Here is a 20,598-nt window from a genome sequence, read left to right as displayed (position 1 = left end):
GATTTCAGAACAATAACTTTGTGTAAAGGATTTGTTAATATGTGTACAATTTATGAAATTGCCAAACGCTGCGGGGTTTCAACCACCACCGTTTCCAGAGTGCTAAACCATCACCCATATGTGTCAGAAGAAAAGCGGCAGCTCATTTTACAGGTGATGAAAGAAATGGAATATACACCGAGTTCAGCAGCCCGCACACTAAGGTCACATCAGACAAAAACCATTGCTGTGTCTGTTCCAGCTGTGGATCATCCTTTTTTTGCACAATTGATTAAAGGCATTTCAAAAGAAGCCCTTGATCAAGGATATAAAGCCATCGTGCTTCAGACGTTTTATCAAGAAGCATTGGAGCTTGAAGGGCTTCAATTATTAAAAAGAAAAGAAGTAGATGGGGTCATATTGGGGGCATTAGAAAATCAGTGGGAAAAGATCGAGCCATTTTTAACAAACGGCCCCATTGTCATGGCAAATGAATATCATCAAACAGCAAACATCCCGATTATTGGTTACGATGAACGGGAAGCCGCCTATAAAGCGGTGGACTATTTGATTCGGTCGGGGCGAAAATCGATTGGGTTTTGTTTTGATACAGAAAGCAGTGAAGCGCAGAAGCAAAGGAAACAGGGCTATCTTGATGCACTCTCTGCTCACGGTTTGCCGCTTCAAGACGATTGGCTGTTTGGAGAGGCTTTTACCATTGAAGACGGCTTTCGCTTAATGGAGGTCATCCATCACATGAAGGAAGCGCCTGATGCCATTTTCACCGGCAATGATCAAGTCGCAGCAGGACTCATTAAACAGGCCATTTCATATGGCTATCAAATTCCCAAGGATCTAGCGGTCATCGGCTATGACAACCAAGACATATGTGAGGTGACAGCTCCAACGATCACCACGATTGACATACCGATCGTAGAGCTTGGCCAGCGGTCTGTACAGCAAATGATCGCACTCCTGCAAGACCAAAAACCATTGCAGCGTGAACATATCCAGCTGCCTACCCGGCTCGTGACAAGAGAATCTACATAAAGAAAAAGACTGAGATCTCTCTCAGTCTTTTTTAGTCTATCAACCTATACAAATTGAGCAAGAATGAATGTCCATATACATACAATACCGAGCAGAATGAAACTGTACTTCACGGTTTTTTTGAAGAGCTCAGATTCTTTCCCTGTTTCTCCAACAGCTGCTGTAGCGATAGCGATAGATTGTGGAGAAATTAATTTCGCCATCACACCACCGGTCGTATTCGCCCCAATTAACAAACCTGCTTGTGAGCCGATTTGAGAAGCAGTGACCGCTTGAAGGTTACCGAATAAGGCGTTGTTACTCACGACAGATCCCGTAATAAACACGCCGATCCAGCCAAGCACCGGGCTGACAAGCGGGAACAAATCGCCTGTTTTGGCAAGAGCAAGTCCAATGGCTGAACTTAGTCCAGCAAAGTTTGCCAGGTTAGCAAAGCCCATGACAAAACAAATAGTAAGAACAGGAACCCAAAGCTCTTTCACCGCTGCTTTTAAGCAGACAGCGCCTTCTGTTAATGTAATATGTCTGCTAAACAGTCCAGTCAGCATGACCGCAATCAGAATGGCAGTACCCGTTGCACTGATGACATCAATTTTAAAGATCGCATCAATTGGTGTTTCCGTTTGGGCAATTGGTGGTAATTTCACAATTTGCTGATGTAAAAATGGCATTTTCACTAAAATGGTCGTCCAGTTAAGCGGTCCTCCTACAGCAAACAATGCTTTAAATGCCGGCAGACTCCATACCGTAATAACAGCAGTTAAAATATAGAACGGAGACCATGCTTTCAGTATTTCAACGCCGCGATACGTTTGTTTCTGTTCAATATCTGGCGCTCCTTCTTCACGATAAATGTGTTTTGGCTGCCATTTCCGAAGAAATAAAGCTAAAACTCCCATACTTGCCAAGGCAGAAATAATATTGGCAAGCTCAGGTCCCATCGTCACCATTGTGACAGCTTGCAAAATGGCATAGGTTCCACTCACAACCAGCAAGGCTGGCAGCGTTTCTTTGATTCCTTTGAATCCATCTACAATCAGAATGAGGAGGAACGGAATACAGAATGAAATAAACGGGATCGTATATACAAGGGTTTGAGATAACGCAAGCGGCGTCATATTGCCCATTTGCGCCCCTGTAATCACTGGAATGCCTACAGCACCAAATGCACCAGACGCAGCATTGGCAATTAAGCAGAGCATCGCAGCTTTCAGCGGTTTAAACCCAAGCTCTGTTAAGAGAGCAGCACTGATCGCAATCGGTACACCAAACCCAGCAGCTCCTTCTAAAAATGCATTAAAGCTAAAACCAATTAATAAGAGCTGAAGACGTTGATCTTGAGAGATTCCTGCAATACTAGAACGAATGACATCGAACTTACCAGATTTCACGGCAATTTTATAGAGCCATACCGCCATGATGACGATATATCCAATCGGCCACAGCCCATTAGATATACCGAGCAGCACAGCAGATAATGCTTTTTCAACTGGCATATGAAAGAAGAAAACAGCTGTTACAAAACTGACGATTAAGGTAAAACAAGCGGCTAAAACACCTTTTAGCTTAAAAACGGTTAATGCAAGAAGGAAAAACAAGATTGGGAGCATTGCCACCAATGCACTGACGAATTCATTACCAAACGGATCATATATTTGCTGCCACATAGTGATTCATCCTTTTCTGCTCAGATAGGTTGCTTTTGATTGATTAAAAATGAGGAGCCAAAATCTCTTTCAACACATTCACACTGTGTGCAAATTTTTCTTTCTCCGTGTCGTTCAATGCAAGCTCCATTACTTCTGTTGCGCCATTTCGATTCACAAGGGCAGGTACACCAATGTAGACATCTTCTGCTCCGTACTCTCCATCTAAGTAAGTGCTGACAGTTAAAATGCTGTTTTCATTGTGCAGGATCGCTCTTGTAATGCGGGCTAAACTCATTGCTACACCGTAATAAGTGGCGCCTTTTTTCTCAATGATTTGGTAAGCGGCATGACGAACATTTTCCATGATTTCATCTAAGTCTTCTTGTTTGTATTGATCATTTCTCTTCATTAATTCTGTAATCGGTACACTTCCAATATTTGCATGACTCCAAACAGCAAGCTCTGTATCTCCATGCTCGCCAATGATGTACGCATGCACGTTGTGTGCCGCTGCGTCAAAATACTCACTGAGCATGTATCTAAATCTTGCCGTATCAAGCGTCGTACCACTGCCAATCACTCGTTCTTTTGGAAGACCACTGAATTTCCAAGTCGCATATGTCAAAATATCGACTGGGTTTGTGGCCACTAAGAAAATACCGTCGAATCCACTTTTCATCACGTTTTCTACAATGCCTTTAAATATATTTAAATTTTTCTCAACAAGGTCAAGTCTTGTTTCACCTGGCTTTTGGTTTGCACCAGCACAGATACAGACGATATCTGCATCCTTACAATCCTCATAATCTCCATACCATGTATTCACAGGATGCGGCGCAAATGCTTTTCCGTGGTTTAAATCCATCACGTCACCCATTGCTTTGTCTTGATTCAAATCGATGACAACCAATTCATCTGTGATTGCTTGATTTATTAATGTAAAGGCATAACTGCTGCCGACAAAACCTGCTCCAATAAGGGCTACTTTGTTTACTTTTTCGTTTGTCATTTATCTCATCCTCCTGAGTAAAACTAGGCTGTTTTTCTTATGTGAAGTATTTCACATTCTTATTGTGCAACATTTCACAAACTTTTGCAAGGGGGTTGCTCAAAAAATATATGTAGCGAATTTGTGAACACATTTATTGTGCTTTCAAAGCGCTGCCTCCATACATATTTCCACAAGAAAAAAGCTGCCAAACACTCGTCGGCAGCTTCATACATCATTAATAAGGTCCCCAGTTGATCATGACCCCGATACAAATAAACACAAGACCGATGACAAACCAAATGAGGGCAAGCGGCACCATAAAACGCAGCCACTTTACATAAGGAATACCACTTGCAGCAAGCACAGCCATCAACACACCGGAAGTCGGATTGATACAGTTGACCACCCCTTCACCAAGCATTACCGCTTCTACAGCTACCTGTCTTGTGATGCCCATTAAATCAGCGAGCGGCGCAAGAATTGGGATAAAGACAACGGCTTCTCCTGATCCTGATGAAATCAAAAAGTGAAGAAGCGCACTCGCAATATACATCCCGATCGCACCAGCGATGGGACTAAAGCCTGTCAGCATACTCGCCAAGCCATTGACCACTGTATCAAGCAGCTTCCCGTTTTCTAAAATGACCGAAATACAGCGTGCCATCCCAACAATAAGTGCGCCGTATACAAGGCTTTGGCATCCGATAATAAACGTTTTCGCAATATCATTGGCAGCTAATCCGCCGAGCAGTCCAGCGACGATAGCCATAAAAATGAACACACCCGCCATTTCCTTATCGGTCCAGCCAAGCTGAAGTGCGCCATATAAGAAACCTCCAAGTGACAATCCGCACACCGCTAAAATCAGCTTATGTCTGCCAGTAAATGCAGGCTTGTCCACAGATTCCGCATCGGCTCCGCCAAGCCCCTTAGCAGGAAACCATTGATCGCCAAGAATGCTTCCCTTTTCTTTATTCTTCAGACGTCTTGTATATAAATAGATGTACACAATACTAGAAATAAGAAAACAAAGATAAATAATGACACGCAGGCCGATGCCGGAAAAGATCGGCAGCTCTGCAATTGTTTGTGATAAACCTAATGGAGATGGAGATAAAATCGTTGCGTTAAACCCTGCATAACAGCCGATGTATATGACAGCGGCTCCTGCTACAGCATCCCATTTCAAGGATCGTGCCACAATGATGCCGATTGGAATAAACCCAATGACAGAATTCACGACAATTCCGGTCGTTCCAAGGACTGAAAATAATCCCCCAACAATACAAATAAACAATAATTGCTTCGTTTGAAACCGGCTGATGACATGGTGAATCATCCCGTTAATAGCACCTGTCTTCTCCAAAATGGCAATGGTTCCGCCCGTAAATAGAATCAGAAAAATAATAGAAGAGGACCCTACCATTCCTTCTTGTATCGCTGTGAAAAAGCCAACTGGACTCACTGGTGATTGATCAATACGGTGATAGCTGCCAGGAACGGCTGTCGTGATCTCCCCAGATGTCTTTCGGTCAAACTCACCCGCTGGTACAAAATACGTTGCTATTGTACAAATCAGTGCAATCATAAATAAGAGAACATACGCATCCGGCATTTGAAGTTTTCGTTTTTGTTTCTCTGGTGCTGATACTGTCGCTGTTTTCATGTGTCAAAACCCCTTTGTCCCGATCGGAATTTCACTTAATTTTCAGAATAATCAAATGATGTGTTATATTATAAACACTGTTGATATTTAAGATCAATATTATTTCACTAAAATAATGTTTTGACAGATTATCTGTCAGCAAGGAGGCTTCTCATGACAACTTTGACAAACGAAATGAAACAAACCGTGACAGACATCTTTGAACACTTGCATGCCCATCCAGAAATCAGCTGGGAAGAAACAGAAACGACTGCTTATATTGAAGATATATTGAAAAAATTGGGCTGCAAAACTCAAACATTTGACGACTGTACAGGGGTGATCGGTGAAATTGGAGAAGGCGCACCAGTGGTCGCTGTGAGAGCCGATATTGATGCACTTTGGCAGGAAGTAGATGGTGAGTTTCAAGCCAATCATTCATGCGGCCACGATGCACACATGACAATGGCTCTCGGCACCTTCATGGCATTAAAGGAAAAAGAACGCCCGAACGGCACGATCCGTTTCATCTTTCAGCCTGCCGAGGAAAGAGGCGGCGGTGCGCTGAAAATGATTGAAAAAGGTGTGCTCGCAGATGTCGATTACTTATATGGCGTACATGTGCGCCCAATCCAAGAAACATTAAACGGACGCTGCGCTCCTGCTATATTGCACGGATCAAGTAATCATTACGTCGGCACCATTATTGGCGAGGAAGCGCACGGTGCACGTCCACACCTTGGCGTCAACGTCATAGAAGTGGCTTCAACCCTCGTGCAGAGACTCGCGCATATCCATGTCGATCCAAGAGTCGCGCATTCTGTCAAAATGACCAATTTACATGCTGGCGGGGGCAGCTCAAACATCATCCCAGGCAAAGCCTCTTTTACATTAGATGTACGGGCACAAACAAACGAAGTGATGGATGAACTAGAAAAAGAAATTGAAAAAGCGGTTCATTCTGTAGCGGATGCCTTTGGCGCTTCCATTACACTTTCAACAGACCATCGTCTGCCTGCCGCCACCTTAAATGAAGAAGCTGTCCAGATCATGTCTCATGCAATTGAACAGGTTTTAGGCAAAGAGCAGCTTGATCCCCCGATCGTCACAACAGGTGGAGAGGACTTTCACTTTTACGCAGCAAAGCTTCCGCATATCAAATCCACGATGCTCGGTTTAGGCTGTGATTTAAAGCCCGGTCTTCATCATCCGTATATGACCTTCGACCGCTCTGCTATCTTTACTGGCATTGAGATTTTGACCGAGGCTGTCTATCAAACACTCCAGCAGCATACATCATAAATGAAAAAGTCACCCGCCTTCTCTTCAGGGCGGGTGGTCTGCTTTATATTACGCATTCAGATCTGCCATGGCTGGAACGTTGATTTCTTTCACGCAAGATACCCTTGATAAATGAATCACACATCTCGCAAGCTCCACAATATCCTGAACAGGGATTCTCGTTTCATCATAAAGAGTGATGGCCTTTTCGGCTCCATCTTCATACGGAACCTCCGCCGCAAGTTCTCCTGGATTGATACAGGTGACGGATATTTTATCTTTCCTCACATGCTCTCTCAGTGCATTCACAATTCCGCGCAGGCCAAATTTAGATGCAACAAACGAGACCTGCGGCAGGTTCGTATGATCGAGACCCGCCGTTGAGCCAATGACGATGATTTTTCCATTCTCCGATTTCCTTACGTGCGGAAGCAGTGCCTGGATGTACGTAATGGTTGAGGTGACATTCACATTGATTAAATGTGCAATATCCTCTGGCTGATCGTGATCAAAGGAATAATCGTCTTCAAAGCCTCGTTTTTCCCATAAACCGACGTTATAGATGAGTACATCAATCGTCTTGTTCTCAAGTGCTTCGAGCATATAAGGGATATACGTTTGGCTTGATAAGTCGATTTTCAGCCAAATTCTATGTACACCGTCATCTATGTTCAAACTGCTTGGTTCACTTCGCGACACAATCCAAACTGTATCTCCACTTGAAGGAAGACCCTTTACAAAAGCATCTCCTAATCCTTGACTTGCACCGAATATGATATAGTTTTTACTCATAGCTCCTCCTTCTAGGGCACACAAACTGAAAGCGTTTTATACCTATATCATATAGATTTTAAGAGACCACCGCCCCTTTTATGCTCGTCTTCACTTAATAATTGAGACGGCTACTGGATTTCCTTTAATTCGGCTGGTAATGCACGTGCCTCTATAAAGCTTTTGATCATTTCTGTAAAAAGTTCTTTCTTCTCAAAAGTAAATGTATGTCCAATACCGGGAACGATGACCCCTGTTGCCTTCGGATGTGAATTCGTTATTTTTTTGGCTGACCGTTTCATGATGCCTTTTTCTTTTTCTCCCACTGTGACAAGAATGCGAGCCTTCGCTTGCTGAAACGTGTCTGGGAGCTTGTAATGGAGGTTCTCTTGAAACATCGTAAGAAGGGTTTTCTTTTGCAGATGTTTCGATTCCGCCGCATAATGATGCAGTATATGTTGTGGGAGCCCCATCTTTTCGGCTTGGAGCTGAATAAACCAATCTTTCTTTAATAATGGGTACGTCAGTGGCAAGAGGGGTCTCACCATGAAGTGGAGCCATGGCAAAGGCATCACAAGGGCGCTATTGATGACAGCTATGTCTACGATATGTGGTTCTCTTGATAACACATCAACGGCAATCTGCGCACCTAAAGAAAATCCAATCAGAATCACTTGACGGCCATTCGCGTTTTCCTTAATCCATGAGATGACTTCTTGGGTGCTTTCATTCATTGAAAATATCTGTTCTTTTGCTCTTGTCCCGTGTCCAATGAGATCAGGGGCAAAGCATTCATACGTGTTTTTCAATATTTCAACCTGCTCCTGCCACATCCAGCTGCTTACTCCTCCACCATGCAGAAAAATCATGATTGACTTATCCATCGCCCGACAACTCCATCCTTCTATATAAGAAAAAAGCAGCCGCTTTTTGAGCAGACTGCTTTTTCAACATGCTCCCTTCTATTATAAGGGAACCACTACATCATTGACTATTTTTTCAAATCCTCAATGGAGTTTACGTTCTTCATATATGTCGGGACAACTAGCCCCATTCGAAGACCTTTCATACTTGTACCAAGGTCATCATATTTTCCTTTAAACTTCGCTGCATACGTTTTATGCGTATTTGGCAGCCAAGCGGATAATGATGCATCCGCACTTCCGGTTGCAATTGCTGTCCACATCGGACCTGCTTCAACCTGAGTCAAAGTTACTTTAAACCCGAGTTCACGCAATACTTCTGCTGCAACATTGGTACTTGCAATCTCACTATCCCATGCAACGTAGGCAAGATTCACTTTTCCACCATTCGACTTTTTCACGCCTTTTGTCCATTTCGCTACTTGGTCTTTATGTTTTTTCACATATTTTAAGGCGGCATCCTTTGGTTTCACACCATCTTGGATATCAATCATGACTTCGCCCATGTCATCTTGAGACCATTTAAACTGACTAAGCATTTTAGCTGCTTCCGGCTGATCCTTCGCAAAGCCTTTACGTGAAATCGTATGAATTTCTTCCGCTTCACCGTAAGATTTTTTTGGATCATCTAAATATTTTAAATCATAGCGGGAAAACATCCAGTGTGGATTCCAGCCAGTGATAATGATTGGTTTTTTACGGTCGTATGATTTTTTGAGCGTTGCCGTCATGGCTGCACTTGATGCAGACACAACCGTCCAATCCTCTAAGCCATAATCCTTTTTGGCCTGATCGGTTAGGGCCATAATACCTGAACCCGGATCAATCCCAATAATCGTTTTATTGACCTGCTGTGCTGCACTTGCATTTGAATCCGATTGTGCACCGCAAGCGGCTAGTAAAAAGACGAGCAGGGCGGTCATCCCAATGTAGAGAGACTTTTTCCACATTAAGCATTCCCCCTGGTTTTTTTCGTTTTAATATTTTGTGTAATACGGTCGAGTGTAATCGCCACAATAACAATGGCAATACCTGCTTCAAAACCAATACCTGTTTTCAGCTGCGTTACCGCACTATATACTTCTGAACCAAGTCCTGGTGCACCTACCATTGCGGCAATAACGACCATGGATAGAGCCAGCATGATACTTTGGTTAATACCAGCTAAGATGGTTTTTGTTGCAAGTGGAAGCTGAACTTTGAATAAACGCTGGAATGTCGTTGAACCAAAAGCTTCAGTTGCTTCAATTAAATCCGCTGGTACTTGTTTAATACCGAGAATGGTCATACGAATCGTTGGCGGCATGGAGAAAATAACCGATGCCACAACCCCAGGAACAACCCCAATGTTAAAGAAAAAGATCGCTGGTAATAGATAAACGAATGCAGGCATTGTCTGCATTAAATCTAAAATAGGTGTCACAATTTTACGCACAGTTTCCTTCTGTGATGCCCAAATACCGATCGGAACCCCGATCACGATAGAAATGACCACAGCGGTCAGAACGAGCGCAAGTGTTTGAAGCATTGGATGCCAGTAGCCTAAATAGTCGATCAGTAAAAATCCAATAAGTGTGAAAAGAGCAACTCCTCTTGTACTGATCCACCAAGCAATGCCGGCAAAGATAAGGGTTAAAATAATGGATGGAATGACGCCAAGTGCAGCTACAATTCCATTTACTGTTCCAGCTAATCCATTTGTGATGCCATCAAAGAAACCACCAAACGTTAATGTTAACCAGTCAACAAATCGATCGATATAATCCGCGAACGGAATTCTAGGTAAATCACTCATACTAAACATCTTATTCTACCTCCTGTGCAGAAGGCTCTTGTGTCTTAATTTCCTCTAGCTTGTTAGAAGACATGTTGATATATTCATCATTACCTGATAATGCACCAATCAATGCACCTCTGACCACAATGCCCTTCATTCTGTTTTTCTCATCTACAACTGCAATTGGAATGTTTGCCGCATCAGACACTGCATCAAAGATTTCTGTTAAATACGTTGATTCCAATACTGTGGTAAATTCTTTATCAAGAACAGTTTCAAGCGACGCTCCCGTTTCTGCTGCTTTTTTCGCTGCTTGTGCAGAAATAACACCTAATAAATGCTTTTTCTTATCTACTGCATAGATAGACGAAATCCCAAGGTTTTTCATGAGCGTAAGCGCAACACGGGCTCCTTTATCGATCTGAACTGTTTCTGCACGTTTCATAATATGACCAGCGGTTAATACTTTAGAAAGGTCAACATCTTCAACGAAGCGTTCAACATATTCATTCGATGGGTTCATCAGAATTTCTTCTGGTGTTCCGATTTGAACGATATTTCCGTCCTTCATGAGTACAATGCGGTCACCAATACGAAGCGCCTCATCTAAATCATGGGTAATGAAAATGATCGTTTTTCCTACAGATGTATGAAGCTCAAGCAATTCATCCTGCATATCTTTCCGAATTAATGGATCTAGTGCGCTGAATGCTTCATCCATTAATAAAATGTCAGGGTCATTTGCTAAAGCACGTGCCAATCCAACACGCTGCTGCATACCACCACTTAATTGATTTGGGTATTGCTCTTCAAAACCTTCAAGTCCAACAAGCTTTAAAGATTCAAGCGCTTTTGATCTGCGCTCTTCTTTATCTACACCTTGCAATTCAAGACCATACTCTGTGTTCTCAAGAATTGTACGGTGCGGGAACAATGCGAAGTTTTGGAAAACCATGCTGATCTTTTTCCGTCTGACTTCACGCAATTGATCCTTTGACATATTTGTTATCATATCCCCATCAATATATATTTCACCGGAGGTTGGTTCGATTAACCTGTTTAGCATCCGCACAAGTGTGGACTTTCCGCTCCCTGATAGCCCCATGATGACAAATATCTCGCCGTCATAAACATCAAAATTTGCTCGATTGACACCAACAGTTGCGCCGGTCTCTTTTAGGATTTCTCTTTTTGTTTTCCCTTTTTCAAGCATTTGAGATGCTTTTTTAGCATTTTTACCGAAAATTTTAGATACATTATTTATCTTGATTTTGATATTTCTCTCTTCAGAATTCATATTTTCCCTCCAAATTAGCATCTTTATAACCGTAACATAAGCGTTATGATGCGAACAATCTTTAGAATTCGCTTATTTCCCCACAATATGTATGAATTCCATATAGAGGTCTGGTCATTAGAGTTTATACGCCGTATTACTCGTAAATCCTATAGAATGCTTCATAAACTACATATTTTACGGGGTATTTCCTCTCATCAGACAATATTTTACTGGAAATTCCTAATTGTACTAAAAAATAAGTCGAATCCTCGTTATAGCGTTTTTTTGAATCATGGGCGAACCATTCCCCTGAACAGGATTTACCCGAAAATGGTCACATAAAAACCTTTTTTCTCAAATTTTATTTAAATTCATAAAAAAACTGCCTGCAACTTTAGTTACAGACAGCTTGTTTTTTTAGGACTCCAGGGCAGCCCGCTTAATATTATCTTGAAGCTCAAGCATACGTTTTGTTCCATCTTCGCGTAATCGCTTGTTCTCTTCTTCGATCTGTTTCGTCTCTTTCATCCCTTGTACAATTGTATTAAAGGAAGATTCGATCGTTTCAATGTCGATGCTTGGACGGCCAGATAATTTGGCAATCTCCACACTTTGACTTGAAATGTTTTCAGCATTTCGTTTCAGCATTTCATTTGTTCTTCTATCCAGCTCACTCATAGAATCAGCCACAAGCTTTTGTCTCTTCGCTGTAACAGCTTGAATGATCCCATTTTTGAAAATTGGAATCGTGATGATGAAGGCAGAGTTGATCTTCCCGATTAATTTCGTATTCCCGCGCTGAAGCAAACGGATTTGCGGTGCTGTTTGAAGCGCCACCATTCTTGCCATATCAAGGTCATACACACGCTCTTCAAGCGCTTGAATGCCATTACGAAGCGTATCAAGCTCCATCTGCGCAAGCTGGTTTCCACTAGCTGCTTTTTCTTCATATGAAGGAACCAATTGCTTTAATTCTTCGATTTTCATTTGACCGGCTACGACATACTTTTCAAGCTCCATATAGTATTGAATGTTATGCTCATACATTTCTTCAAGCGTCACAGTCGATTTGGTCATTTCATCTTTATATTTACTAATTTCTACATTAATTTTTTCAATCTCTGCACCGAGGGTTTGATATTTACTAAAAATCTTTTCGATCATGCTGCCGCCGCGCTTAAAGATTTTTGACAACAAACCACCCTTCGGTTCGTCAAAATCATTTTTATCAAAGCGATCCATAATCTTGCCAAGCTGCGTCAGCATTGTTCCTGAGTCAGTGACACTTGTTGAACGCATCATTGAAAGGATACGATCAGAGAACTTAGAGATTTCAACGGCCGGCTGTTTTCCGTATTCAAGAAGTTCAAGCTGATTTTTCGCATCGATCTGTCTCGCAATATTTTGCACTTCTGGTTCATTTCGAAGCTGAACGCGAATATCGTCTGCTTTCTCAATCGTGATTTCCTCTTTATCAATTGAAATGATGTCATTTCCGTTTGTATTTGTCATAAGCTTTGATCTCCTTATCGGTTTTTAATGGATTGAAATAACTTTCTAACGATGGACGGCTCTTTAAACTCCTGGTTCATGACCATCTCATCAAGCCAATGGGTATCAAATAATTGGTCATCGATATACCGTTCGATACACTGATATCCCGCCGGATGATATACGAAGAGATCCACACCCATTTCATTTAGGAAAATCAGGGCGGCCGCATCAGAGCGAGTCAGCTCACCATTATATTCCGTATGGTATAAAATCACTTTCGGTACGGTTTGTGCGTAATCAAAGGTTTGAATCAGTTCAATGAGATCCTGGCTTAAATGCAGAACCTGCTTGAATAAATAAATACGGACATCTAATTCGGTTTCATTGCCTTCTTTTAATAGCTTCGGATGCTGACAGATTCGAGATATCGCCTCTGCAATCGCACGCTGCGTGCCCTCATATAGATGAGAAAACTGCCACACATTGCTTTTCATTAATAAGTCAGGATCAATCTCTCCAGCAGAAGAAAGTGCATGCTGATAATGAAATTGATAATTCGAAGTCACTTCTTTCGTAAAAGGAAAATGGCGAATGGTCTTCGTCTCTTTCCCCTCCATTAACGTGTGAATGCGATCCCAGTATTCACGCTTGTCTCGGGTGACACCCATCATTTTCGCAAAAAGATTCGGAATCTGTATCGTGTCCCGGTCTGCTTTAAAATTCGGGCGGATAAAGGATCGTTCCTTTGCAATTAAAAACAGCTCATCATACGTGGTCTTCAGTGTAATGGAATGAGGAGTATGATCTCTGAATTGCCACGGCTTATACAGCATTGAATCTTCCGTGTGAAGCACCTCTTCAAGCTCTCTTGTCGAGCGGTACGCCACCGTTGATTTCCTCTCAGGCTTTTCAGTAGGGAACGGCTCAAGCTTTGAAGTCCCCGGGTACTGATCAATAAAAGTCAGCTTTTCTTCTGGATCTAATTCGCGGAACGAATCCTCGCCTTCTGGATGAAATAGCACAACATCACAGCCAATCAGCATGACATAGTAAAGAAAATAAAGCTGACTTTTATTCGCCTCTCCATACCAAATGACAGCCGGCATTTTTTCTTCGATATTGACTTCCTTCAGCCATGGACCTAAATGGTTATTTGAAAACTTCACGACATCCAGCAGGACCCGGCGGAAATCAGGATGCTGAAATCCACCCTCGTGCAGCTGCTTGAAATGCTCAAATACCTTGATCAATGAAAGACGGATATGCCGGTTCATCACAGGGTTTGGATGGCGTACAATCAGCTGTTCACCATCTAAAAAAGCAACAAAGCGATTCACGGACAATCCCTTTTCTTCTTGGTTAATCAAATGAATACGCTGCAGCGCTTGAAAATGCTCCGGCTCAATATGACGATTGAGTGTTTCACTTAAAATATGCATGCCGTCTGTTTCGTATAATTCATGTAAATAAATAAAATAATCGGTTGCATCATGCGGAGTTCCAAGGACCCGGGCGGCGAGACGCGGCAAGGACAACATATGCTCGTCCTTTACATAACCGTCTCTTTCAGGGAGCGGCTTTTTCAGCACATTTTTCCAGGCTTCCTGCTCCGCCCGTGTATGGGTGACATTGATTTCTTTATAACTCACGCCGCTCCTTCCTTTCTCCTATATTTTCTCGAAAGCTACTACTATCATATCATTCAGCCTTCTACTTCTGCTATCGAATCGAAGGCTTTTTTGCGTTCATCATCTGCTCGATGACACAAGCGGTGATTTCATCCGCTGCGGCCATGCCAGATGCTGCTGTCGGCTCAAGTGATGGGTCAAAGTCCAGAACTTCTCCATGTCTTGGGGCAAAGCCCATATCTGATTGACGAATGAGCCCTGCATCTAACAGAGAATCACCCGCACCATAGACGTATTCAAGCTGCAGCCTGTCCTTTAGAAAAGCAACAGCATCCCACTTATTAAGCGGCTGTGGAATAAAATAAAGCTTCCGTCCCTGAAGAGAAACCTGCCAGCCTCTCTCCTCGCCCCACAGCTTCAATTCAGCAAGCGGAATGTGAGATAGATACTCCTCTTTCATAATCAAATAAAGAAATCTTCCCTCTGCTGTACGGGTACGCTTCACCCATGCCGCAACTGGAAGTTCCGAGATCGCCCTCAGCATCTCTCTGACTGGCATACACTCCCTAAGTCTCTCATCAACAATGGCCTGCCAATCCTCAAGCGGCTTGCCATGATGAAGAATACAGCCCCCGTTTGTTGTGACAGCATACTCCGGTTTAAGCTCTTGCTCAAAGAAGGTGATTCGTTCATACTGTGCGGTTGTTCTTGTCGTCACTGGAATGAACCAGCCTGATTGATGAATCGTCTGCAAAGATTTTTTCGTTTTAACAGACATATAGGAAAGCGGCCGTTCGTCCAGCACCTCAACTAAATCATACTCTCCTTCATACGCATACTGGTCAAGCACTCGATGTGAGTAAATCAGCGTCCGGTCTAAATCACTAGCAAATGCAAATGTCTTCATGACGTTTGCTCCAGCGGACGAATTAACCCGCAGCACGTGTAAGACATATTGGCATATTCAATGACAGGAACACCTCTGTCCTCTGCCAAAAGCAAGATATGCTTCAGCTTCTCCTGAGATCCAGGCTGAATCAAGATTTTCCAAGGGATTCTTCTAAGCAGCACACGGGTCGTTTCACCAACACCCGGCTTAATCAAGTGGGTATTTTCAATTTGAAACTCCTGACCAATTGCTTCAATGGATGCCATTCCCCGCCAATCTGCCGGCGTCCCTTGCGAGAGTATGGTTTCTGCTTTCTCTTGTACATTTGGTCCGAGGCTTGAAAATGCTTCTTCAATTGTATCCACATATAGATTGGACACATCCTCATCAAGCAGCTCTTTATAATACTTTGCCCCATGGAAATCATCGGCATTGATCCAGCGGTTGTTTAATACCGTACGACTGACAAGCCCTGATACTGTCGAATTCAGGCAGGCACTTGGAATGAGAAAGTCCTCCCTCGTTCCGTATACATGTGTACAATAGCCGGGGTCTGCCAGCACAGCCAGCTCACTCGAGAGACGTACACCATACTTTTTTTCAAAATCAAGAACAGCTTTTTGGAGCTCTTTCGAAATCGCCCCTTTTCCAGTCCATCCATCGATAAAAGCAATTTCAAAACCTGGATGTTCTTTCAGCATGTAATGCAGTGCATTCTCGTCTATTCCGCGGTCGCGAATAATAGAGATGCTGTAATGAGGCAGATCGACACCATACGTCTTTCGAATATATCGTTTGATCAGCACCCCGATCGGTGTCCCCGCACGCGCCAAACTGCAAAGCACGGTTTGGAAGCCTCGTTTCTTCACAATCTGTTCTGCTACAACAGCTACTGCTTCTGCTACCTTTTCCTTACTTTCTTCAAGAGATTGATAGAATAAAGTCATATAAGATGCCGTTGGTTTGTACTCAATTGGCAGCATTTCTGAATAATGCGCACCGCTCTGAATCGAACGCTCCCGCTCCTCTGTACTTTTCTCCATCTCAATAGAGGATAAATCTTTGAGTAAGAAGGTTACATCCTGCTCTGGATAGCTCCCCATCTTTGTATACACATTAGCCAATCACCTTCACCTCGTCTGATAAAGTCACAATATGCACATGCTTCACATGCCGCTCAGCAAATAAGTGAACAAGCGGAAGCAATGCCTCCTGAGAGACCTTTTTCTCAAAAAAGAGAAATACATCATCATATTCACCTTTTGGAATGTTGTACACGTAGTGCTGAATTCGGGCATCCTCTGGATTCATAAAGGTAAACCCATTTTGGACAGCGTATCCATCCTTTTCGACTGGGTGAATAGGGCTTCTCGTTGTTGAATGAAAGAGAACGCCTTCCCCCATGTGTGCAGACAGTCTCATCGGCACATACATCAGCTCACCTGTCCCTAAGCAGAGTGTTTGTTTTCCTTTGCGTTCCTGCCGCAGCCTCAATCCCGCTTCAGCAGCTGCTTGGTCGAGCGCTTCCGTATCTGCTGCGTTTAAACCAAAACGGCCCGTTTCATGTATATATGGCGAATGACCTGCCGAATTTTCTGCATAAGAAAGTGAATAGGGCACTTGCTTAAAGAAAGGTTGAAGAGAGTGAAAAGAGAGACTTGGCTGCTTCTCTTGCTCCGCAATCTCATACGAATAAGCTGGCTCATCGAGCGTTTTGCCTCGAAAAATCATCTGCCCTTTTAATAAAGACAATGATGTAATGTGAATTCCAAGCTCTTCTTCAAGCTGGCACATGGCTTTCTCATGCTCCTCCGTCCGCCAGTCCAAAATGGAAAGAATGGTATAAGAATGCCTCGGGTACTTTGCATGAAGGTCACGAATGATGTTGATATTGGTACGGCCTGTCGTGACTTCATCATCTACTAACACGATGGGGCGGTCTGTGCGAAGTAATGCTTCGTCTGCATAACAAAGCTGATCTGTTGCATGCGAATGTTCTTCTTCAAATACCAATGACGGATCAAGACCCAGCAGCTGTTCACGTGTCGTATGAATGTATGATGCGCCTTCTATCACATCATACACACCATGTCCAAGGGCTGTTGCCGTTTCCGCAAAGCCGATGACGACAGGCACATTGCCAGCTGAAAGCTTTTCTTCTTTGAGTGTTTCATAGGCTGCCGTTAACACCGTGTGATCATCCGTCTTGAGTGCCTCGACGATATGATCTTGGTGCGGGGGCGTCTTTCCCGTTTGCGCTTTGGCATATGCCATCGCTAAAAGACCCGAGACAAGAAGCGGTTTTACTGGATGAACAGGAATATGCTTTCCAAGCACCTTACTAACGAATAAAAAGGCTCTTTTTTTGTTCACCCTTGCCGCCATCTCAAAAAGATGCTCTTTTTCCAGCTGGAGCGCACCTTCTTTGAGGTCAAGCTCAACCTCCATATGTTCCAAGATGTTCAGCGTATGCCGCTTCTGATTCTGTGAGTATGTCGATATAGCTTCTATTTTCATGAAACACCCCGTAAATGTCTGACTTAATTAATATGTGCTCTGCCCACCTGTAATGGGGCTTCGTTTCATTCATCTTATTAGAAAAGGCACTCTTCATCACGCCAACTGTACCGTCAGCATGTTCCAGAATGCTTAATGCATCCAAGTACTCTTCCTTTGTCACAACGTACATGCTTTGCACTGGCTTGAGATGTGTTGGATGGATCACTGTCTTTCCATGTATGCCGTTGGCTACATCGAGTCTTGTCTCTTTGAGTAAACCTTGTACGTCATCGAATTCAGATAAGGGCAGCTCACCGCCCTTAGAGAGCGCACGGATGAAAGGTTTTTGTTCCTTTCGTGCAGGGCCAAAATGCTCCCATACAGCACCTGATACAACAAAGGAACGGCCAAAATAATTGATAATATCTGTGATCAAATCAGCAATCAATCTGATTTCATAAATGGTGGTGTCGCGATCACGGCGAATGCCATATAGGCCGCAAAGATCCGTTGCCCCAATACGAATATTCAAAATATATTCTTCATCATTCAGCATGATCTGCTTTAACTCAGACAGCACCGTATATCTTGTTTCTTTTTCTAATAAATCGGGTGTTTCCAAAATGGGCATACCGTACAGCGTTGTCTTCGTTTGTGCGGACGCCTGTTTCAAGCTGTCCAAATAATCCTTCGCATTATGAATAGAACACTTTGGAAATACAAAACCCGTCAATAAACGAAGAGATGAACCAAGCAAAGCTGCCATTTTGAGCAGCTGCTTCGGCGAACGAACCCGGATAAATAAAAGCGGCATTTGTTCAGCCATTTCAGGTGTATGCGTTAATTTGTCCGACAGTTTGGCGAGTTGTACCACTAGATTCTGTTCAGCCATTTCCACTTCTTGATCACCGATGGCATCCTCTAAACAAAATACAACAGAGCAAAGCGCTTCATATTTCTGCGACAGCAGCATGTCTGCTATATCCTGTCTTGTCGCAGGCATATACAAAGTAGCACCTAATGCATGCGCAAGTACGTGCCTTGGCGTCATCAAATGCATCGCCCCCGGCCGTTTGAAAAAAATATCGTGCTGCCTCGCCTCTGATAAAAACTGAAAATACCGCATGCTGTGCCACCTCCTGTTGTTGAGAGAAAATCGAACAAATGACTTGATGATTCAAAAAAGGATGGAGCCGCTAATCAACTCCATTCCTTTTTGATCGTCCTATTCTTCTTTTGAAGCCGCAGCTTCGTTTGTCACTTCTTGATGTTTCTTCTTATTGATTTTATGAACAATAAACGTTCCGATAAATGCTAGGATAATAATCGCAAAGAATACAAGATGCGGGATTTCAATGTGAGCAGCACTCAAGCCCATTTTGATCGCAATGATCCCGATGAGAATAAACGCTGTATTCTCGAGCTCTGGAATACGGTCAATGAGAACAAGGAATAACTGCGCGACTGTACGCATCATGAGAATTCCAAGCATTCCGCCTAATAGTAGAATCCATACTTCCTCAGATACAGCGAATGCTGCAAGAATACTATCAACCGAGAAGGCAAGGTCCATAATTTCAACAGAAATAACGGTTGCCCAGAACACACCAAAGACACGAACCATCCAGCCTTCTTTTTTCAGTTCCTTCGCTTCATCATCGCCGTCACCTAACCAGAAGTGCTTAATAACAAGCCATGCTAAGTAAGCAGCTCCGAGGACCTTAATCCACCAGAACTTAATAAGCAGCATCCCTACGCCAATGAATAGAAAACGGAAGAAATAAGCGCCAATTAATCCGTAGGTTAATGCCTTTTTACGCTGCTTTTCTGGTAAATGTTTCACCATTACAGCTAATACAAGTGCGTTATCTGCAGATAACAATCCTTCAAGCACGACAAGCGTCCCAATAAGCCCCCAAGAGACAGGGTCTGTTAATACCTCTGCCCACATATGCCAATCAAAAAACGAGGCATATGTATCCAACATATGTTTCAAAATGTCCAACTGGTTTTCCTCCTATAAGTGTAGAAGCATCAGCAGGCTTTCGCCTGCTGCTATTCTTGATCGCTGTTTCTTTCTCACTTAGGAAAGGCCCTCATATGAGCTTTTGACAGCACCTCTTGAATTGATTTGTTTCTCTTATTTACACTTCTAACCCATAATTTTGACAAAGAGCTGCAAGTCCGCCAGAGAATCCGCTTCCGATCGCGTTAAACTTCCAATCACTTCCGTGTCGGTACAATTCACATACCACAACAGCTGTTTCAATTGAGAAGTCTTCGCCTAAATCGAAGCGAATCAATTCTTCCCCGCCCTCTTCATTTACAACACGAACAAATGCATTAGAGACTTGTCCAAAATTTTGGCTGCGCGCCTCTGCATCATGGATCGTAACTGTAATTCCGATACGATCAATGTTAGCAGGAATTTTCGAGAAATCAACGAGAATTTGCTCGTCGTCTCCATCTCCCTCACCCGTCCGGTTATCACCTGTATGAGTGACACTGCCGCTCGGATGCTGAAGGTTATTATAGAACACAAAATCTGTATCTTGCTGACAACGATTATTTGCATCCACCAAGAAAGCCGAAGCGTCCAAATCAAATTCGGCTCCGCCAGAATATTTATTCGTATCCCAGCCAAGACCGATCATCACTTTCGTCAGCCCTGGGTTGGTTTTGGTTAAATCGACACGTTGTCCTTTTGAAAGCTGAATCGCCATATTCGTATCTCTCCTGTCTT

At 43.1% G+C, this 20,598-nt stretch carries 18 protein-coding genes; 2 read left to right on the top strand and 16 right to left on the bottom strand.

The window, feature by feature from the left end; genetic code table 11:
- The first annotated feature begins 39 nt into the window (after positions 1-39).
- A complete protein-coding gene (locus NSS80_RS01675; protein WP_034283236.1) occupies positions 40-1,029 on the top strand; it encodes a LacI family DNA-binding transcriptional regulator in 990 nt (329 codons plus the stop codon).
- A 44-nt stretch (positions 1,030-1,073) separates the two neighbouring features.
- Here the strand turns inward: NSS80_RS01675 and NSS80_RS01670 are convergent, their stop codons facing one another.
- The 3 genes from NSS80_RS01670 to NSS80_RS01660 all read right to left on the bottom strand — a co-directional run bounded on the left by NSS80_RS01670 (position 1,074) and on the right by NSS80_RS01660 (position 5,335).
- Positions 1,074-2,696 carry an L-lactate permease gene (locus NSS80_RS01670; protein ID WP_041116558.1) on the bottom strand — a complete coding sequence of 541 codons (1,623 nt, stop codon included), beginning with the start codon at positions 2,694-2,696 and terminating at the stop codon, positions 1,074-1,076.
- Between the two features lie 43 nt (positions 2,697-2,739).
- Positions 2,740-3,687: an L-lactate dehydrogenase gene (locus NSS80_RS01665; RefSeq protein WP_034283234.1), complete on the bottom strand. Its 948-nt coding sequence runs from the start codon at positions 3,685-3,687 to the stop codon at positions 2,740-2,742.
- A gap of 217 nt (positions 3,688-3,904) precedes the next feature.
- Positions 3,905-5,335, bottom strand: coding sequence for a YfcC family protein (locus NSS80_RS01660; RefSeq protein WP_034283233.1), 1,431 nt, complete (start codon positions 5,333-5,335; stop codon positions 3,905-3,907).
- Between the two features lie 153 nt (positions 5,336-5,488).
- Here NSS80_RS01660 and NSS80_RS01655 point away from each other — a divergent pair, with 153 nt between their 5' ends.
- Complete coding sequence (locus NSS80_RS01655; protein WP_041116557.1) at positions 5,489-6,616, top strand: M20 peptidase aminoacylase family protein; 1,128 nt, start codon at positions 5,489-5,491, stop codon at positions 6,614-6,616.
- Positions 6,617-6,664: 48 nt separating this feature from the next.
- Here NSS80_RS01655 and NSS80_RS01650 read toward each other — a convergent pair whose 3' ends face one another.
- The 13 genes from NSS80_RS01650 to NSS80_RS01590 form a co-directional block, all read right to left on the bottom strand.
- The gene (locus NSS80_RS01650; RefSeq protein ID WP_041116555.1) at positions 6,665-7,387 is read right to left on the bottom strand and encodes an SDR family oxidoreductase; all 723 of its coding nucleotides are present in this window, start codon (positions 7,385-7,387) and stop codon (positions 6,665-6,667) included.
- A gap of 110 nt (positions 7,388-7,497) precedes the next feature.
- Entirely contained in the window at positions 7,498-8,250 is a 753-nt protein-coding gene (locus tag NSS80_RS01645) for an alpha/beta hydrolase (RefSeq protein WP_041116554.1), read from the bottom strand.
- A gap of 107 nt (positions 8,251-8,357) precedes the next feature.
- Positions 8,358-9,239 (bottom strand): glycine betaine ABC transporter substrate-binding protein, encoded by an 882-nt coding sequence (locus NSS80_RS01640; RefSeq protein ID WP_034283229.1) that lies wholly within the window; start codon positions 9,237-9,239, stop codon positions 8,358-8,360.
- Positions 9,239-10,084: a glycine/proline betaine ABC transporter permease subunit OpuAB gene (gene opuAB, locus NSS80_RS01635; RefSeq protein WP_034283343.1), complete on the bottom strand. Its 846-nt coding sequence runs from the start codon at positions 10,082-10,084 to the stop codon at positions 9,239-9,241. The genes NSS80_RS01640 and opuAB overlap by 1 nt, the downstream gene beginning before the upstream one ends.
- A 10-nt stretch (positions 10,085-10,094) precedes the next feature.
- A complete protein-coding gene (gene opuAA, locus NSS80_RS01630; RefSeq protein WP_034283228.1) occupies positions 10,095-11,363 on the bottom strand; it encodes a glycine/proline betaine ABC transporter ATP-binding protein OpuAA in 1,269 nt (422 codons plus the stop codon).
- Positions 11,364-11,762: 399 nt separating this feature from the next.
- Complete coding sequence (locus NSS80_RS01625; RefSeq protein ID WP_034283225.1) at positions 11,763-12,857, bottom strand: toxic anion resistance protein; 1,095 nt, start codon at positions 12,855-12,857, stop codon at positions 11,763-11,765.
- Positions 12,858-12,871: 14 nt separating this feature from the next.
- On the bottom strand, positions 12,872-14,488 hold the full coding sequence (locus tag NSS80_RS01620) for a YceG family protein (protein ID WP_317222246.1): 1,617 nt from the start codon (positions 14,486-14,488) through the stop codon (positions 12,872-12,874).
- Between the two features lie 70 nt (positions 14,489-14,558).
- The gene (locus NSS80_RS01615) at positions 14,559-15,374 is read right to left on the bottom strand and encodes an HAD family hydrolase (protein ID WP_125587130.1); all 816 of its coding nucleotides are present in this window, start codon (positions 15,372-15,374) and stop codon (positions 14,559-14,561) included.
- Positions 15,371-16,480 (bottom strand): cysteine protease StiP family protein, encoded by a 1,110-nt coding sequence (locus NSS80_RS01610; RefSeq protein ID WP_024424352.1) that lies wholly within the window; start codon positions 16,478-16,480, stop codon positions 15,371-15,373. The genes NSS80_RS01615 and NSS80_RS01610 overlap by 4 nt, the downstream gene beginning before the upstream one ends.
- Positions 16,473-17,804, bottom strand: a complete 1,332-nt coding sequence (locus NSS80_RS01605; protein ID WP_317222589.1) for a phosphoribosyltransferase family protein — start codon at positions 17,802-17,804, stop codon at positions 16,473-16,475. The genes NSS80_RS01610 and NSS80_RS01605 overlap by 8 nt, the downstream gene beginning before the upstream one ends.
- Positions 17,794-18,981 (bottom strand): HpcH/HpaI aldolase/citrate lyase family protein, encoded by a 1,188-nt coding sequence (locus NSS80_RS01600; RefSeq protein WP_041116545.1) that lies wholly within the window; start codon positions 18,979-18,981, stop codon positions 17,794-17,796. The genes NSS80_RS01605 and NSS80_RS01600 overlap by 11 nt, the downstream gene beginning before the upstream one ends.
- Before the next feature lie 99 nt (positions 18,982-19,080).
- On the bottom strand, positions 19,081-19,860 hold the full coding sequence (locus NSS80_RS01595; protein ID WP_034283214.1) for a TerC family protein: 780 nt from the start codon (positions 19,858-19,860) through the stop codon (positions 19,081-19,083).
- Positions 19,861-19,999: 139 nt separating this feature from the next.
- Positions 20,000-20,578, bottom strand: a complete 579-nt coding sequence (locus tag NSS80_RS01590; protein WP_007498343.1) for a TerD family protein — start codon at positions 20,576-20,578, stop codon at positions 20,000-20,002.
- Positions 20,579-20,598: the final 20 nt, after the last annotated feature.

The sequence above is a fragment of the Bacillus sp. FSL M8-0350 genome (genome assembly GCF_038593345.1).
In the GTDB taxonomy this organism is placed as follows: Bacteria; Bacillota; Bacilli; order Bacillales; family Bacillaceae; genus Bacillus; species Bacillus safensis.
The sequence above is the reverse complement of the archived record's forward strand: the minus strand, read 5'-3'. Positions and strand labels throughout refer to the sequence as shown.

Excerpts from the sequence above, each read along its gene's own strand:
- NSS80_RS01675 (WP_034283236.1), top strand. The coding sequence starts at position 40 with ATGTGTACAATTTATGAAATTGCCAAACGCTGCGGGGTTTCAACCACC.
- NSS80_RS01670 (WP_041116558.1), bottom strand. The coding sequence starts at position 2,696 with ATGTGGCAGCAAATATATGATCCGTTTGGTAATGAATTCGTCAGTGCA.
- NSS80_RS01665 (WP_034283234.1), bottom strand. The coding sequence starts at position 3,687 with ATGACAAACGAAAAAGTAAACAAAGTAGCCCTTATTGGAGCAGGTTTT.
- NSS80_RS01660 (WP_034283233.1), bottom strand. The coding sequence starts at position 5,335 with ATGAAAACAGCGACAGTATCAGCACCAGAGAAACAAAAACGAAAACTT.
- NSS80_RS01655 (WP_041116557.1), top strand. The coding sequence starts at position 5,489 with ATGACAACTTTGACAAACGAAATGAAACAAACCGTGACAGACATCTTT.
- NSS80_RS01650 (WP_041116555.1), bottom strand. The coding sequence starts at position 7,387 with ATGAGTAAAAACTATATCATATTCGGTGCAAGTCAAGGATTAGGAGAT.
- NSS80_RS01645 (WP_041116554.1), bottom strand. The coding sequence starts at position 8,250 with ATGGATAAGTCAATCATGATTTTTCTGCATGGTGGAGGAGTAAGCAGC.
- NSS80_RS01640 (WP_034283229.1), bottom strand. The coding sequence starts at position 9,239 with ATGTGGAAAAAGTCTCTCTACATTGGGATGACCGCCCTGCTCGTCTTT.
- opuAB (WP_034283343.1), bottom strand. The coding sequence starts at position 10,084 with ATGAGTGATTTACCTAGAATTCCGTTCGCGGATTATATCGATCGATTT.
- opuAA (WP_034283228.1), bottom strand. The coding sequence starts at position 11,363 with ATGAATTCTGAAGAGAGAAATATCAAAATCAAGATAAATAATGTATCT.
- NSS80_RS01625 (WP_034283225.1), bottom strand. The coding sequence starts at position 12,857 with ATGACAAATACAAACGGAAATGACATCATTTCAATTGATAAAGAGGAA.
- NSS80_RS01615 (WP_125587130.1), bottom strand. The coding sequence starts at position 15,374 with ATGAAGACATTTGCATTTGCTAGTGATTTAGACCGGACGCTGATTTAC.
- NSS80_RS01605 (WP_317222589.1), bottom strand. The coding sequence starts at position 17,804 with ATGGAGGTTGAGCTTGACCTCAAAGAAGGTGCGCTCCAGCTGGAAAAA.
- NSS80_RS01600 (WP_041116545.1), bottom strand. The coding sequence starts at position 18,981 with ATGCGGTATTTTCAGTTTTTATCAGAGGCGAGGCAGCACGATATTTTT.
- NSS80_RS01590 (WP_007498343.1), bottom strand. The coding sequence starts at position 20,578 with ATGGCGATTCAGCTTTCAAAAGGACAACGTGTCGATTTAACCAAAACC.